At 75.2% G+C, this 14,597-nt stretch carries 14 protein-coding genes; 7 read left to right on the forward strand and 7 right to left on the reverse strand.

The window, feature by feature from the left end; genetic code table 11:
- Window positions 1-110 precede the first annotated feature (110 nt).
- Both ACZ5WK_RS22705 and ACZ5WK_RS22710 read right to left on the reverse strand, forming a co-directional pair.
- Complete coding sequence (locus ACZ5WK_RS22705; RefSeq protein ID WP_396323378.1) at window positions 111-542, reverse strand: nuclear transport factor 2 family protein; 432 nt, start codon at window positions 540-542, stop codon at window positions 111-113.
- Between the two features lie 6 nt (window positions 543-548).
- Window positions 549-1,352, reverse strand: coding sequence for an MBL fold metallo-hydrolase (locus ACZ5WK_RS22710; protein ID WP_465549427.1), 804 nt, complete (start codon window positions 1,350-1,352; stop codon window positions 549-551).
- A gap of 589 nt (window positions 1,353-1,941) precedes the next feature.
- Between ACZ5WK_RS22710 and ACZ5WK_RS22715 the strand changes: the two genes are divergently transcribed.
- Together ACZ5WK_RS22715 and ACZ5WK_RS22720 are read left to right on the forward strand one after the other, a co-directional pair.
- Window positions 1,942-2,826 (forward strand): PhzF family phenazine biosynthesis protein, encoded by an 885-nt coding sequence (locus ACZ5WK_RS22715; protein WP_465549429.1) that lies wholly within the window; start codon window positions 1,942-1,944, stop codon window positions 2,824-2,826.
- A gap of 280 nt (window positions 2,827-3,106) precedes the next feature.
- Window positions 3,107-4,354: a phosphotransferase gene (locus ACZ5WK_RS22720; protein WP_465549431.1), complete on the forward strand. Its 1,248-nt coding sequence runs from the start codon at window positions 3,107-3,109 to the stop codon at window positions 4,352-4,354.
- Window positions 4,355-4,526: 172 nt separating this feature from the next.
- Here the strand turns inward: ACZ5WK_RS22720 and ACZ5WK_RS22725 are convergent, their stop codons facing one another.
- Entirely contained in the window at window positions 4,527-4,820 is a 294-nt protein-coding gene (locus ACZ5WK_RS22725) for a ferredoxin (RefSeq protein ID WP_465549433.1), read from the reverse strand.
- Entirely contained in the window at window positions 4,817-6,067 is a 1,251-nt protein-coding gene (locus ACZ5WK_RS22730; RefSeq protein ID WP_465549435.1) for a cytochrome P450, read from the reverse strand. The genes ACZ5WK_RS22725 and ACZ5WK_RS22730 overlap by 4 nt, the downstream gene beginning before the upstream one ends.
- A gap of 491 nt (window positions 6,068-6,558) precedes the next feature.
- Here ACZ5WK_RS22730 and ACZ5WK_RS22735 point away from each other — a divergent pair, with 491 nt between their 5' ends.
- From ACZ5WK_RS22735 to ACZ5WK_RS22750, 4 genes are all read left to right on the forward strand, one after another.
- Window positions 6,559-7,644 carry an S-(hydroxymethyl)mycothiol dehydrogenase gene (locus ACZ5WK_RS22735; protein WP_465549437.1) on the forward strand — a complete coding sequence of 362 codons (1,086 nt, stop codon included), beginning with the start codon at window positions 6,559-6,561 and terminating at the stop codon, window positions 7,642-7,644.
- Complete coding sequence (locus tag ACZ5WK_RS22740) at window positions 7,641-8,282, forward strand: MBL fold metallo-hydrolase (protein WP_465549439.1); 642 nt, start codon at window positions 7,641-7,643, stop codon at window positions 8,280-8,282. Before ACZ5WK_RS22735 ends, ACZ5WK_RS22740 begins: the two co-directional genes overlap by 4 nt.
- Before the next feature lie 177 nt (window positions 8,283-8,459).
- A complete protein-coding gene (locus ACZ5WK_RS22745) occupies window positions 8,460-8,861 on the forward strand; it encodes a pyridoxamine 5'-phosphate oxidase family protein (protein ID WP_465549441.1) in 402 nt (133 codons plus the stop codon).
- A 378-nt stretch (window positions 8,862-9,239) separates the two neighbouring features.
- Complete coding sequence (locus tag ACZ5WK_RS22750; RefSeq protein WP_396323389.1) at window positions 9,240-9,395, forward strand: hypothetical protein; 156 nt, start codon at window positions 9,240-9,242, stop codon at window positions 9,393-9,395.
- A gap of 356 nt (window positions 9,396-9,751) precedes the next feature.
- On the opposite strand, the gene ACZ5WK_RS22755 is transcribed toward ACZ5WK_RS22750, so the two are convergent.
- The gene (locus ACZ5WK_RS22755; protein WP_465549443.1) at window positions 9,752-11,035 is read right to left on the reverse strand and encodes a DUF5685 family protein; all 1,284 of its coding nucleotides are present in this window, start codon (window positions 11,033-11,035) and stop codon (window positions 9,752-9,754) included.
- Window positions 11,036-11,215: 180 nt separating this feature from the next.
- The gene (locus ACZ5WK_RS22760) at window positions 11,216-12,217 is read right to left on the reverse strand and encodes an Lrp/AsnC family transcriptional regulator (protein WP_465549445.1); all 1,002 of its coding nucleotides are present in this window, start codon (window positions 12,215-12,217) and stop codon (window positions 11,216-11,218) included.
- A gap of 170 nt (window positions 12,218-12,387) precedes the next feature.
- On the opposite strand from ACZ5WK_RS22760, the gene ACZ5WK_RS22765 reads away from it, so the two are divergent.
- Window positions 12,388-13,812, forward strand: a complete 1,425-nt coding sequence (locus ACZ5WK_RS22765) for an MFS transporter (protein ID WP_465549447.1) — start codon at window positions 12,388-12,390, stop codon at window positions 13,810-13,812.
- 143 nt (window positions 13,813-13,955) lie between these two features.
- Here the strand turns inward: ACZ5WK_RS22765 and ACZ5WK_RS22770 are convergent, their stop codons facing one another.
- Window positions 13,956-14,471, reverse strand: coding sequence for a ricin-type beta-trefoil lectin domain protein (locus ACZ5WK_RS22770; RefSeq protein ID WP_465549449.1), 516 nt, complete (start codon window positions 14,469-14,471; stop codon window positions 13,956-13,958).
- Between the last annotated feature and the right edge of the window lie 126 nt (window positions 14,472-14,597).

Consider the following 14,597-nt stretch of genomic DNA (forward strand, 5'->3'; position numbering starts at 1 on the left):
TCACGGACAGCCTGCCGCCGTTCGGGGGACCTGTCGAGGCCACGCCAGGCGCGCCGCGACAGGCTCCCCCGAACGGGTGAAGCTGGCCGGCGGTACGGGGCGGCCGCCTGCTAGGGAGTCATGGCGTCCCGGACCAGGGCGGTGTCGACGAACTGCTCGAAGCGCACGATCCGGCCCCCGCGCACGGTGAAGTGGTGCGCCACCCGGACCGCCAGCGGGCGGTGGGTGGTCCGGTGCACGGCGGTGTAGCGGGCCAGCACCACCACGTTCTCGCCGTCCACCACGTAGCTGTCGTCGTGGGCCGTCCAGCCGTCCCACTCGGCGGCCAGCCGCTCCATCACGCCGCTGGTGACGCCCTTCGGGGTGCGGTACGTGCCGGCCAGCGGGAATCCGGCCATCTCCGTCCACTCGACGTCGTCGGCGAGCGTGGCGCGCAGCGCGCCCAGGTCGCCGCGCGCCGACGCCAGGTACTGGCGGCGGACCACGTCGGCGGGGGCGTCGGACTCGGCGAAGGAGGCGGCGGACCTCGGGATCTCGATCATCTCGGCTCAGCCCCAGGTCATCTCGCCCATGGCGACCTTCGTCCCGAGGTCGACCGCCAGCTTCATCCCGAGGTCCGGGAACCGGCGCTCCAGCGCCGCCTTGGCGGCGGCCGCGTCGGTGGCCCGGCCGATCTCGGTCTCGAACGCCCGCAGGTAGGCGCGGGTGTGGTCGATCGCGGTGGTGATGGTGGGTGCGCCGGCCGTCCGGTGGCCGGCCACCACGAACCCGGGCTGCAGCGCCTCCATTCCGTCCAGCAGGTCGATCCAGGCGGCCCGCTGTTCGGGCGTCGGGGTGTCGGCGGTCCAGACGTGCAGGCCCTCGAAGAGCAGCACGCCGCCGAGGATCGTGCGGTGGTGGTGCTGCCAGAGGTAGTGCCGGTCCGGCAGGTGGAAGTCGGCGCCGCGCAGCTCGAACCGGTGGCCCTCGAAGACGAGTTCGTCGCGGTGCAGCACCTCGGGCCGCACCAGCCGGGTCGGCAGCTCGGGGCCGAGGCGCGCCCAGGCCTTCAGCTTGCCCTCGTAGGACTCCTGGATGTGCTCGACGGTGGTCGCCGTGGCCAGGAACCGCGCCTGCGGGAAGGCGTCCTGCACCTCCTGCGCGCCGAAGTAGAAGTCCGGGTCGCCGTGGCTGACGAACACCGTGGTCAGCCGCTTGCCGCAGGTCCGGATCCGCTCGACCAGCCGGCGTCCGTCGGAGCGGGTGAACCCGGCGTCCACCAGCAGGGCGTCGTCGGGCCCGGTCACCAGGACGGACGTCTTGTTGAGCGAGCTGTCGGGGCTGTCGATGACCTCGAAGTCCAGCGCGCTCATGCCCCCACCCCGCTTCCCTCGGCTCGGGCATGCGCCCGTGCGCGCCCGTCGATGACTCGCTCGCTCTGCTCGCTCATACGGGGTGGTCCTTCCTCGGGCCGTCCCGGCCGTCGTTCCGCGCGCCGGCCCGGGCTCCGTGACGCCGGGCGCGTGCCGCCGCCTGGGAGATGTCAGACAGGCCCCAGCATCGGCGACCGGCGGACCGGCCGCATGTCGGGCGGGGGCGGCGGGTGGTGCCGGCGGGCTGCGGGCCGGGCGGCGGCGGGGCGACGACGGGCGCGGTGAGGAAACGGTCGCGGAACTGTTCCTGGTACGCGGTGACGGCCATGGGGAAGATCATCGCACCGGTGGTGCGTGGTCGTTGCGGGAGGTCGCCGTGGGGGTGCGGGCGGGGTCGCTGCGGCAGGTGGGAACGGGGTGGAGCCGGGGAGCTGGGGAGCTGGGCGGCGGTGGCGCGGGGCCCGGGTGGCCCGGTGCGGCAGGGGAGCCGGGGCGCGTGGGGCGTCTGCGGGGGCGCGTCATCGGTGTGCACCACCACCCGGTACGGGCGGGTGGGAACACCGGGCGGAGGGATGGTGTTCGAGCGATCATGACCAGCGACGCCGTGGCCGTGGCCACCCCCGACACCGACATCCTGCGCTACGCCGCCTTCTCCACCGACCCGGCCGGGGGGAACCCGGCCGGCGTGGTGCTCGACGCCTCCGGCCTCTCCGCCGAGCAGATGCTCGCCGCCGCCGCCGAGGTCGGCTACTCCGAGACGGCGTTCCTGATACCCGACGCCTCGGGCGGCGCCGAAAGCGCCTACACCGTGCGGTACTTCAGCCCGCTGGCCGAGGTGCCGTTCTGCGGCCACGCCACCGTCGCCTCGGCCGTCGCGCTCGCCGAGCGGACCGGTCCCGGCCGGTACGTCTTCGCGACCCAGGCCGGCGAGGTGCCGATCGAGGTCGACAAGGGCGCGGACGGTGTCCTGCGCGCCACCCTCACCAGCGTGGAGCCGCACGTCGAAGAGGTGGGCGAGGCGGACGTCGCCGAGGCGCTCGCGCTGCTCGGCTGGTCCGCCGACGAGCTGGACGCCGCACTGCCGCCCCGGATCGGCTACGGCGGCGCCCGCCACCTGGTGCTGGCCGCCGCCACCCGCGACCGGCTGGCCCGCCTGGAGTACGACTTCGACGGCCTGGCCTCCTACATGACGGCCCGGGACCTCACCACCCTCCAGCTGGTCTGGCGGGAGAGCGAGCACGTCTTCCACGTCCGCGACCCCTTCCCGGTCGGCGGCGTCGTGGAGGACCCGGCCACCGGCGCGGCCGCTGCCGCCTTCGGCGCCTACCTGCGCGAGCGGGGTGCGGTCACCGCCCCGGCCACCCTGACCCTCCATCAGGGTGAGGACCTCGGCCGGCCGGGCGTGCTGAAGGTCGAACTCCGCGAGGGCGACGCCCGGATCCGGGTCTCGGGCACGGCGGTGCCGATCCCGTAGCCGATCCCGTGGCCGGACCATGGCCGGCCGGCGCCCGCGGCGGTCCCGCGGGCGCCGGCCGGGCTCGCGCGGCCCCGGCGGCCGCGTCCGTCCGCAGGGGCGCACGGCAGCGGGAGGAAGAGACCCCCTCGCTCGGAAGGGGGACGACGAGGACGGATCAGCCGGACCGGCGGGGCTGCCGTCGGGTCACCTCCCGGGGCGTCCGGTCAGCGGGACGCGCCGGGGTGCGGTACGTGGAAAAACGGTCGCGCTTGCGGGGCGGATAGGGGAGTCTGCCCGGATGAAGCGAGCGAGCAGCCGGTCCGTCACCGCCCACCTCACCTACGGGGACGAGTACTTCGGGCCGCAGGGCCCGTACGAGGTGAGCGAGGGGTGGTGGTCGGCCGCCGCACCGGTGGTCGAGCGGCTGTCGGAGGAGCTGGGGGTGCCGGTGGTGGTGCTCCGGCTCGCCGAGGTGGCGGAGGGCGGTGGCGGCCACGGCGGGCATGTGGTCTACCACGTCGAGGCGCTGGAGCGGCCCGCCGGGCTGGTGCCGCGTCAGGCGGGCCCGGACACCGCCGCTCTGCTCGGCCCGGCCGAGCGGCGGGCCGGCTGGGCCACGCCCGCCGGGCTGCGGGAGGCGTTCGACTGGGCCGAGCAGGCGCTCGACCGGGCCGGCCGCCCCGCGACCGGCCCGGTCGAGCAGGTCCGGACGTGGAACCTCTCCGGGCTGTTCCGCTACCGCACCGCCACCGGCGGCGACGCCTGGTTGAAGGCGACCAACCCGACGTTCAACGCCCGTGAGGGCGACGTGATCGCGCTGCTCGGCTCCGTCGACCCCACGCTGGTGCCGCCGGTGCTCGGCTCCGACCCCGAGCGCGGGCGTCTGCTGCTCGACCACGTGCCCGGGGAGGACTGCTGGGGGCCGTCCGCCGAGGAGATCGCCGACGTGGTACCCCGGCTGGTCGCCGCCCAGGCGGCGCTGGCCGCCGACGGCCGCGCCGCCGCGGCCGGCCTGCGCGACCGCACCCTGCCCACGCTGGTCCGCCAGGTGAACGACCTGCTCGACCGGCTCGCGGCCGATCCCGGCCCCGAGCTGACCGCCGGTGAACTCGACGCGGCCCGGGCGCTCGCCGCGCGGCTGCCCGCGCTGGTGGCGGAGCTGGCCGTATGCGGGCTGCCCGAGACCCTGGTGCACGGCGACTTCCACCCGGGCAACTGGCGCTCCGACGGCACCCGCTCGGTGGTCGTCGACTACGCCGACTCCTGCCTCGGCCACCCGGCCCTGGACGGGCTGCGCCCGCGCCAGTACGTCGACGACGAGCGGTGGGCTCAGGCCGCCGAGGTGTGGGCGCGGGCGTGGCGGGAGCACGTCCCCGGGTCGTCGCCGGAACGCGCGCTGGAGCTGGTCGAGCCGCTCTACCACCTCGCGTACGCGGTGCGGTACCAGGAGTTCCTGGACCACATCGAGGCCGGCGAGCGGCCGTACCACGAGGGCGACCCGGTGAGCGAGCTTCGGGCGGCACTGGCCTGCGCGGACCGGGTCTGACGGCCCGCCGGTCGGGGCGGGGTGCGCGCCGCCGCGCCACAGACCGCCCCGGCCGCCGGCGCCGCCCCGGCGTGCGGAGCGGCGCCGACGAGGCTCTCACCCGGGCGCCCGGAGGCGGGTCTCACCCGGGCGCCCGGGGGCGGGCCTCATCCGGATCGCATCGGCGCGGGCCTCACCCGGTGGGCGCGATCCGGCGGCCGTCGCGGGCGGAGTACAGGGCGAGCGCCTCCACCGGGCAGAAGTCGACCGCCTCGGCCAGCTTCGCCGTCAACGGCTCCCCGACGGGGTCCGCGCCGGCCGGCCGCGGGGTGCGCACCGGGTGGGCCAGTCCGTCGGCGCCGAGCACCAGCGACCCGGGCACGGCGAGCGCGCACATGCCCGAGCCGACGCAGCGCCCGTGGTCGACCCGGACCACCACCGGGTCGTTGAGCGCCGGCCCAGCGGGCCGCGTCGGGTCGGCCGTCACCAGGCGACCTGGAGGGTGTGCGGACTACGGGTCACCAGGCCGCGTCGCCAGTCGATGGCGTCCGTCGGCATGGTGAGCCGCAGCGCCGGCAGCCGGCGGGCCAGGCGGTGCAGGGCCAGCTCCAGTTCCATCCGGGCCAGCCAGGCGCCCAGGCAGTGGTGCGGTCCGGCGCCGAAGGTCAGCATCGGCGCGGCCAGCGGGGAGAACAGCTCGGTCAGCAGGTCACCGGTGTAGATCTCCGGGTCCTGGTTGGCCGTGCGGGTGTCGGCGGCGACCACGCTGCCGGCCGGGATCACCACACCGCCGATCTCCACGTCCTCGGTACTGCGCCGCAGGAGTCCGGGGAGGTGCGCGGTGTCCGCGAGCGGGATGGCGCGCAGCAGTTGTTCGGTCGCGGCCGCCGCGCTCTGTTCGTCGGAGGCGAGCCGCTGCCAGGCCTCGCGGCCGTCGCCGAGCAGGTAGACCAGGGCGTTGCCGAGCGCGGTCATGGTGGTCTCGTGCCCGGCCACCACCAGGCCGATCACCAGCGAGACGAGCTGCGGCTCGGTGATGTCGTCGCTCTCCCCGGCCGCCGCCAGCAGGCTGCTGACGAGGTCCTCGCCCGGGTCGGCGCGGCGTTCGGCGATCAGCTCGACGCTGAAGCCGGCGAACTCCGCCAGCGCCGTTCGGATCGCCTCGGCGGTGTACGCGGTGGTGGCGAGCGCGTGGTCGCTCCAGTGTTCGAGGCGCTTGCCGTCCTCACCGTCCAATCCCATCAGCCGGCTGATGACGGCCGTCGGCAGCGGGCGGGTGTAGGCGGCGACGATGTCGGTGGGCGAGCCCTGGTCGATCAGATCGTCGAGCAGGCCCTCGACCACCGAGGCCACCCACGGCCGCCACCGGGCGATCGCGCGCGGGGTGAACGCCCGCTGCACGGTGCGGCGCAGCCGCTGGTGTTCGGCGCCGTCGAGGCTGAGCAGGCCCTGCGGGTCGTCCAGGAGGTTCGGGACCAGCGAGACCGGGGGTGCGTCGGGGGCGAGCAGCGGGGCGCGGCCCAGCCGCGGATCGGTGAGCACCTGCCGGACGTCGGCGTGGCGGCTCACCAGCCAGACCGGGGTGCCGGTGGGGAGCGTGCCGAGCCGGGGCGGGCCCGGGGCCAGGCGGCGCACACAGTGCAGCGGGGGGAGCGGGGGCTCGGCGGTGGCGGTTGCGACGGCGGCTTGGCCGCTGCCGGTGCCGGCGCGGGTGGCACTGTTCTCGGCGGACATCCGTACTCCAGACTCCAGGGCGGTGGGCGGCGCGAGGCGGCCCGGCGGGGGGCGGATCCGGGGAGGTGCGCGGGGACGGGGAGGTGCGATCGGGCGGGGGCTTGTACGGCGTGTACAGGGACAGGGGCAGAGGTGGAGCCGGCGGGACGGGTGGGTCGGACGGGTCGGGTTCGGTACGACCGTACGTGGGCGGCGCGGCACAGTCAGCAACGATTCCAGCCAACGCCGGGTGGCTGCCGGGGTGATGACGGGCGCTCGGCAAGGCCGCGCCCCTGGCCGGCCGTCGGGGCCCGGTGGCTCCGTCGGGGCCGGGCGGCTCCGGCAGAGGTGCGCGGCTCGCGGCTCGGGGGCACGTGGGCCGCCCCGGGTGAGCCGGATCACCGGAGCCGTTCGCCGGGCACGGACCGGCGTGGACGATACGCTTCGTGGGCAAGTCGTTTGAGCAGGTCATGCCGGTGCAGAGCCGCATCGGCCGACGGAGGTGGAATCGGATGGCCCAGCAGGTCAAGGCAGTCATCGCGCGTGCCAAGGGCGCGCCCGTGGAGGTCACGACGATCGTCGTACCCGACCCGGGGCCGGGCGAGGCGGTGGTCCGGATCCAGGCCTGCGGCGTCTGCCACACCGACCTCCACTACCGCGAGGGCGGTATCAACGACGAGTTCCCGTTCCTGCTGGGCCACGAGGCGGCGGGCATCGTGGAGTCGGTCGGCGAGGGGGTGACGGAGGTCGGGCCCGGTGACTTCGTGATCCTCAACTGGCGTGCGGTCTGCGGCCAGTGCCGCGCCTGCAAGCGCGGGCGTCCGCAGTACTGTTTCAACACCCACAATGCCAAGCAGAAGATGACCCTGCTGGACGGCACCGAGCTGTCGCCGGCCCTGGGCATCGGCGCGTTCGCGGAGAAGACGCTGGTCGCGGCCGGCCAGTGCACCAAGGTCGACCCGGCGGCCGAGCCCGCCGTCGCGGGCCTGCTGGGCTGCGGGGTGATGGCGGGCATCGGTGCCGCGATCAACACCGGCACCGTCGGCCGTGGCGACTCGGTCGCGGTGATCGGCTGCGGCGGCGTCGGCGGCGCGGCCGTCCTCGGCTCGCGGCTGGCCGGCGCGGCGAAGATCATCGCGGTGGACATCGACGACCGCAAGCTCGCCACCGCGGAGAAGCTCGGCGCCACCCACACCGTCAACTCCCGTACCACCGACCCGGTCGAGGCGATCCGGGAACTGACCGGCGGCCACGGCGCGGACGTGGTCGTGGAGGCGGTCGGCCGTCCGGAGACGTACCAGCAGGCGTTCTACGCCCGCGATCTGGCCGGCACCGTCGTCCTGGTCGGCGTGCCGACCCCGGAGATGAGGCTGGAGCTGCCGCTGCTCGACGTGTTCGGCCGCGGCGGCGCGCTGAAGTCCTCCTGGTACGGCGACTGCCTGCCCTCGCGGGACTTCCCGATGCTGATCGACCTCTACCTCCAGGGCCGCCTGGACCTCGGCGCCTTCGTCACCGAGACCATCGAACTCGACGCCGTGGAGCAGGCGTTCACCCGCATGCACGAGGGCGACGTGCTCCGCTCGGTGGTGGTCCTGTGAGCGGGGGGACCACGGCACGGATCGACCGGCTGGTCACCGCCGGCACCTTCGACCTCGACGGCGGCAGCTGGGAGGTGGAGAACAACGTCTGGATCGTCGGCGACGACACCGAGGCCGTGGTGATCGACGCGGCCCACGACGCCGAGGCCATCGAGGCCGCGCTCGGCGGGCGCCGCCTGGTGGCGATCGTCTCCACCCACGCGCACAACGACCACATCGACGCGGCCCCGGCGCTCGCCGCCCGCACCGGCGCGCCGATCCTGCTGCACCCGGACGACCTTCCGCTCTGGAAGCTCACCCACCCCGACCGGCTGCCGGACGGCGAACTCACCGACGGGCAGCGGATCGAGGTGGCGGGTACCGCGCTGACCGTGCTGCACACCCCCGGCCACGCACCGGGCGCGGTCTGCCTCCACGCGCCCGAGCTGGGGACGGTCTTCACCGGGGACACCCTCTTCCAGGGTGGCCCCGGCGCCACCGGCCGGTCGTTCTCGCACTTCCCGACGATCATCGACTCGATCCGGGACCGGCTGCTCTCGCTCCCGCCGGAGACGGTGGTCCGCACCGGCCACGGCGACCCCACCACCATCGGCGCCGAGGCCCCCGCGCTGCCGGAGTGGATCGCGCGCGGCCACTGACGGCGCGGTGCGTCGGACGCCTGGTCCGACCGGGGCCCGGTCAGGCCCGGCCCTGCCGGGGACCGGTCGGGTCAGGCCCCGGCCTGGCCTGGCCTGACCTGGCCTGACCTGACCCGACCCTGACCTGCCCCCGGCCCGGCGCCTCGGCACCGGGCCGGGCGTCGTACGATCGCGGGCATGGCCCATGATCCGCGCGAACTCGACGAAGCCTTCCTCGCCTTCTGGCAGGAGCGGCACATCTCCACGCTGACCACGCAGCGGCCGGACGGTTCGCCGCACGTGGTGCCGGTCGGGGTGACGTACCAGCCGGAGACCGGGACCGCGCGGGTGATCAGCAGCCGGACCAGCCGCAAGGTGCGCAACGTCCTCGCGGCCGGCCCGGCGGGTATGCGGGTGGCGGTCTGCCAGGTGGACCGGGCCCGCTGGTCGACGCTGGAGGGCGTCGCCGTGGTGCGGGACGAGCCGGAGGCGGTGGCCGAGGCCGTCCGGCGGTACACCGAGCGGTACCGCGAGCCGCGCGTGAACCCGGACCGGGTGGTCATCGAGATCACCGTCGACCGGGTGCTCGGCCGGGCGTAGGCCGGACCGGCCCCCGACGGGGTCGCCCGCTGTCAGCCGCCCGCCGTCAGCCACCCGCAGTCCGTCAGTCGCCGTCCTTGACGAGCTCCCCGGTGTCGTCGGAGGAGTGGACCGCCCAGTCGCCCGTTCCGAGGGCGGGGGCGGTCAGCAGGTGGGCGAGGCCGGGCTACTCCGTCAACGGATCGACATGGCACGGCGTTTCGCGGCGAATGACCCGCAGTAGGTGATCTGTGACGATTCGACCAGCGGGCCGCCATGGCCCGATGGGACCCGCGCCCCGCCGTGGGACCGGTGCGTTCCACCCGGCCCCGGTGGTGCGGTCGGTCAGCGGCTGCCTTGTTTATCGGGTGTTGATCGTCGGAGCCTAACGTCGGGCACATGAACGAGGGAACGACCGAGGTACAGAGCGTGCGGATGCTGTCCGAGGGGCGGATGACGGAGCAGGACACGGAAAGGTTCCGGGTGTTGCTGGCCCGCCTGGAGAGCTCGCTGATGGCCGACCGGCGGGCGGCGGAGACGGGCTCCGATGCCTGAGGCCGACCCGGCGAGAGCCGGCGGTCTGCGGAGGGTCGAGGTGCTGCCACTGTGGGAGCGCGGCCCGGCGCCGGGGCTGCTGCCGGCTCGTCCCCCGGCCTCGCCGGCGTGGGCCGGTGACGGCGCGCCCGGCCCGGGGCCGGAGCGGGCCGAACCGGACGGAAACGTGGGCTGCTTCAGGCAGGCCGCCTCCGGACAGGCCGCCTACGGGTAGGCCGCCTACGGCTGGTCCGGCAGTGGGCTCGGGACCCGCCACGCGGGCGGGCTCGCCGCTCGGACGAGCCCGGCTCCGCCTGCGGTCGCGTCAGCTTCCCTTCGAACTCGGGGAGCTCCCGGGAGAGGCGTGCGGAGGGCGCTCAGCAGTCGCAGCCGCAGTCACAGCCGTCACACCCGCAGCCGTCACAGCAGCCGCCGTCGCCACAGCACTGGCAGCAGTCCCCGCAGCCGCTGCAGTCCCCGCAGTTGCAGTCGCAGTCGTTCCGGACGCACCAGCCCTGGCGGTGCTCGCGAGAGAACGGGTCGTTGTGGTCGCAGCACATCAGCTGGCACGTGCAGGCCATCAGCGCCCAGACCGCGCAGCCCGCGAGCAGGTTGCGGCGGTGCGGCGGCCGGGCGCCGGGCGGGTCGAAGCCCGGCCCCTGGGGCACCCACGGCGGGACGGGCGCGCCCGGACCGGGCGGCGGCGCCTGGTTGGGGTCGTACCCGGGCGGCGTTCGATAGGGGTTGGAGGCGTCCGGCGCCGCTCCGGGCACGGCCCGGGTCTTGCAGGCCGCGGCGTGCGAGGCCGGGCCGAAGACCCGCTCGACGGCGCGCTCGGTCTCGTGCGCCAGCAGGACGTGCACCAGCGCCCGGTCGGTCAGCTCCACCTCGTGCAGCGCGAGCCGGATGCCGTGGACGGCGTCGCGGCAGAGGCGCTCGGCCTCGGCCCGGTCGGTGCCGGTCGCGGTGAGCGGGTTCCAAGCGCCGGTCAAGGTGTCCTCGGCCTGGTCCTCGGCGGCGTCCAGCAGGTGGGCGAGCCGGCCGAACAGCCGCCCCGCCTCGGCCAGCGGCGTGGCGTTGGCGGGCCGCCCCGCCAGCACGGCGGTGTGCGCGAAGGCGGCTGAGGTGGCGCTCTCGGTGGGCTCGGTAACCAGCAGGACGGACCCGCCCGGCCCCAGCCCGCGCTCCAACTCGCCCTGGCGGGCGGCGGCGTCGAGGAGCACGGCGGTGTTGAAGCCGACCACCGAGGCGCTGCCCGCGCTCTTCCGGTCCCAGTGCCTGGTCACGGCGCGCGCCCCGGCCGCGACCGGCCGGCGGGCGAACACGCCGTCCCCGTCCTCGACATGGTCACGGATCTTCACCGAGGCGAGTGCCAGCGAGACCGCCGCCGCCAGCCGCGCGCCCTCGCCCTTGGCGACCGACGCCGTCCGCATCCCCCGCAGCGGGCACGGCCCGGCGGTGCGGCGCCAGGAGGCGTCGTCCTTCGCGCTCTGGGCCTCGACCAGCACCGAGATGATCAGACCGTCGTAGTTGGTCGCGGTCCGCGCCAGCTGTCCGTGGTCGTCCCGAAGGGCGAGGCAGAGCCCGCACAGGTGTGCCATCCACGAGCTCTGCAACCGCTCGGAGAGCCGGTGGCGACACGGCCTGATGATGCCGAACATGATCCCCCCTTGACTGCCTGGGCCTTGGCCGGCCCCTGGTCGCGGACATCATATGACCAGCTGGCCGGGGGTCCGAGGGGCCCCGAGGGGGCCCAAGAGGGTGCGAGGGACGATGACGCACTCGGCGGCGTGAGGTCCGGCGGCCCGGTGCTACGGCGGCCCGGCCGCCCACGGGCGGGCTCAGCCCGCGCGCAGCGTCGTCGCCGCCTTGTAGGTGCGTAGCACGGGCGCCGTCTCGATCCGCGTCACCGCGTCCCAGGCCACCCGCCGCGTCAGGTAGTGGTGCAGGGCCTCCGCGTCCCCGCACAGCGCGTGCGCGACCAGGTTCGTCGGGCCGGTCGTCGCCGCGACCAGCGCGAGTTCCTCGTGCCCCGCCAGCGCTGTCGCCACCGCATCCAGGTGCGCGGGCGCCACCTGCATCCACAGCAGCGCGGACACCGTCACGCCCAGCAGCCCGGGATCGATGTCCACGTCGAAGAACAGTGCTTCGCGCGCCCGCAGTTCGGCCAGTCGGCGGGCCGCCGTGGCCGCGGTGGTGCCGGTCGCGGCGGCCAGGTCCGCGTAGCTGCGGCGCGCGTCCTCGCGCAGCGCGGACAGCAGCACGCGGTCCGCGTCCGTGAGGAGGTACACGGGGGCGTCGGGGGCGTCGGTGCCCGCCGTGCCTGGGGCGTCGGGGGCGCCGGTCTCGGCGCGCAGCCGCGCCTCCTGGCCGGCGTCCAGGGCGTCGATCCGCCCGCGCCACGCGGTCGGCCCGCCCAGGTAGGTGTGGAGCAGGTGGTGCGCGGAGACCGCCGTGATCCCCGCCGTGCGGGGGATGTCCCGCAGGAGCAGCGCGTGCGCGTCCGGGCCCGCGGGCGCGGTGTGGATGATCGCGACGATCTCCGTGCCGCCGGAGGTCAGGCGCACCCAGGAGGTGTCGGGGCGGCGGGCCAGCGCCAGCGCGATGTCGTGCGCGCTGCGCGTCGCGGCGGTCAGCCGTACGAACCACTGGTGCAGGCCGGAGCTGCGGGGTGTGGGCAGGGCGACCACGCGCAGTCCGGCCTGTGCGTGGAGGCGGCGGTAGCGGCGGACGACGGTCTGCGTCGAGGAGCCGAGGACGTCGGCGATGAGCGTGAACGGCGCCCGCGCGTCCACCTGCAGGGCGTGGATCAGGCCCCGGTCCAGATCATCCAGTTCGAGCACAATCACCAAACTAGCCGACCTCGATGGAAGTAATCACCGGTGACGGCCGAAGAAGTGGAAGTACGGGTAGGTCGGGCGGCACGGTGGTCACCGGCCGCCCGCCGCACCGCGACCACGTCGTCCGCGGCCCGGCCGCCACCACGCACCCGCGCCGTCCCCGGGGGAGACCCATGTCCCACACCACGCACCGCACCGCCGGCCCGGCCCGGCCCACACCACCGAGGTCGCGCCGTCACGGGCTCGCCCTGGCCGCGGTGCTGACCGCCGAGGCGATGAACCTCCTCGACGCCACGATCGTCCAGGTCGCCGGGCCCGTCATCCACGCCGACCTCGGCGGGGCAGCGGCCACCATCCCGTGGTTCAGCGCCGCCTACACCCTCGCGTTCGCCCTCGGCCTGCTGACCGGCGCCCGGATCGGCGACCTCGCCGGCCGCAGGCGGGTCTTCCGGGTCGGCGTCGTCGCGTTCGCCGCCGCCTCCCTGGCCTGCGCGCTCGCACCCGGCGCCGTGGCGCTGATCGCGGTGCGCGCCGTGCAGGGCGCGGCCGCGGCCGCGATCATCCCGCAGACGTTCGGGCTGATCCGCGCGATGTACGACGGCGACGAGCTCTCCCGGGCGCTCGGCATGATCGGGCCCGTCATGGGCCTGTCCGCAGTGCTGGGCCCGGTCCTCGGCGGCGTCCTGACCCACGCCGACCTGCTCGGCTCCTCGTGGCGCGCGGTCTTCCTCGTCAACCTCCCGCTGGCCGCCGCCGTCCTGGCCGCGAGCCCGTACCTGACCGAGGACCGCGCACCGACCAGGCCCCGCCTCGATCCGGCCGGCACGGTCCTCGCGATGCTCGGCACCGCCCTGGTCGTGTGCCCGCCGGCCACCGGCAGCCACTCGCCCGCCGCTTGGGCCGTCGTTGCCGCGGGCACCGCGATCCTGGGTCTGTTCGTCGCCCACCAGCGCCGCACCGCCCGCCGCGGCCACGCGCCGCTGATCGAACCGGCCCTGCTGCGCGGCCGGGCGTTCCCCGCCGCGCTGGCCACCTCGGCGCTGTTCTTCGCCGTCATGAACGGCGTCATGATCACCGTCGTGCTGCACCTCGAACTCGGCCTCCACGACGGCCCGCTCACCGCGGGGCTCACCCTGCTGCCGTGGTCCGCCGGACTGGCCGTCGGCTCCTGGGCGGCCGGCGCCCACCTCGTCCCCCGGTACGGGACGCGCGTCATGCACGCCGGCATCGTCGTCCTCGCGGTCGGCCTGGCGGCCGCCGTCCTCGCGTACCGGGCGGCAGGCCCCGGCAGCTACCCGGCCGCGCTGCCCGCGGCCCTGGCCGTCGCCGGGCTGGGCACCGGTCTGTTCACCCCGCCGTTCTTCGGCACCGCGCTCAGCGGTGTCGGCCCGCAGGAGACCGGCTCGGCCGCGGGCCTGCTCAACGCCGTCCAGCAGCTCGGCGGCACCCTCGGCGTCGCGGTCGTCGGCAGCGTCTACCTGGGGGCGGCCGGCAGTGCGCGGACCGCGGCCCAGCACGCCCTGTGGGTGGCCGCGGCGATCCTGGTCGCGACGGCTGCGGCGGCCGCGGTGATGACCGCGCGCCCCGCCCGCCGCTGACGGCCCTCGGCGGGGCCGGGCCGGCGGCCGGGCCGGACGGCCGGTCGGCAGTCCCGTCGGCAGTCCGGAGGTGAGAGCCCTCCGGACTGCCAGGCCGTCCGCGACCACCCCTCGGCGTGGGCTTCTCCGTTCCGGCAAGCCCTCTAGCCGTTGTGCGGGATGCGCGGCGGGGCGAAGGACCACTGCTGGGCCTGCGTGTAGTTGCAGGTGAAGATCTGCAGCTGGTTGCCGTCCTGCGCGTTGCCGCCGGGGACGTCCAGGCACTTGTTGGACTGCGGGTTGATCAGGACGTTGCCCTCGTACCGGACCCACCGCTGGGCCTCGGTGCCGTTGCAGTCCCACAGCTGGACCTTGGTGCCGTCCGTCGTGCCGCTCGCGGAGACGTCCAGACACTTGCCGAGCGCGGACAGGGTCATGCCGATCCCGTCCTGCTTGTCGGTCCCGGTCCACCACTGGGCGCCCGAGGCGTTGCAGGAGTAGATCTGCACCGGAGTCCCGTTGGTGCTGTCGCTTCCGCGGACGTCCATGCACTTGCTGTTGTCGAAGACGCTGATCGTGCCGATCGTACTGGCGCCGGCCGTCCCGGGCAGGGCCGCGACGGCGATCGCCGCGGCCGCCAGCGCGGCCCACGCGTGGCTCTTCCGCATGAGGTTCCTCATGGTTCTCAGTCCTCTCTCGAACCTTGCGCCGACGTGTCGCCGGCGCTCGACGAGGATTGTGTTCGAGGCCCGTGCACGTCCGGTGGACGCGGGCGTTGACGGGTCGTCTACGGGCTCCGGCTAGGG

It is taken from the genome of Kitasatospora sp. NPDC032757 (assembly GCF_055579305.1).

What these genes read in the sequence shown, in the direction of transcription:
- ACZ5WK_RS22705 (WP_396323378.1), bottom strand. Translation starts at nt 542, where the DNA reads ATGATCGAGATCCCGAGGTCCGCCGCCTCCTTCGCCGAGTCCGACGCC.
- ACZ5WK_RS22710 (WP_465549427.1), bottom strand. Translation starts at nt 1,352, where the DNA reads ATGAGCGCGCTGGACTTCGAGGTCATCGACAGCCCCGACAGCTCGCTC.
- ACZ5WK_RS22715 (WP_465549429.1), top strand. Translation starts at nt 1,942, where the DNA reads ATGACCAGCGACGCCGTGGCCGTGGCCACCCCCGACACCGACATCCTG.
- ACZ5WK_RS22720 (WP_465549431.1), top strand. Translation starts at nt 3,107, where the DNA reads ATGAAGCGAGCGAGCAGCCGGTCCGTCACCGCCCACCTCACCTACGGG.
- ACZ5WK_RS22730 (WP_465549435.1), bottom strand. Translation starts at nt 6,067, where the DNA reads ATGTCCGCCGAGAACAGTGCCACCCGCGCCGGCACCGGCAGCGGCCAA.
- ACZ5WK_RS22735 (WP_465549437.1), top strand. Translation starts at nt 6,559, where the DNA reads ATGGCCCAGCAGGTCAAGGCAGTCATCGCGCGTGCCAAGGGCGCGCCC.
- ACZ5WK_RS22745 (WP_465549441.1), top strand. Translation starts at nt 8,460, where the DNA reads ATGGCCCATGATCCGCGCGAACTCGACGAAGCCTTCCTCGCCTTCTGG.
- ACZ5WK_RS22750 (WP_396323389.1), top strand. Translation starts at nt 9,240, where the DNA reads ATGAACGAGGGAACGACCGAGGTACAGAGCGTGCGGATGCTGTCCGAG.
- ACZ5WK_RS22755 (WP_465549443.1), bottom strand. Translation starts at nt 11,035, where the DNA reads ATGTTCGGCATCATCAGGCCGTGTCGCCACCGGCTCTCCGAGCGGTTG.
- ACZ5WK_RS22765 (WP_465549447.1), top strand. Translation starts at nt 12,388, where the DNA reads ATGTCCCACACCACGCACCGCACCGCCGGCCCGGCCCGGCCCACACCA.
- ACZ5WK_RS22770 (WP_465549449.1), bottom strand. Translation starts at nt 14,471, where the DNA reads ATGAGGAACCTCATGCGGAAGAGCCACGCGTGGGCCGCGCTGGCGGCC.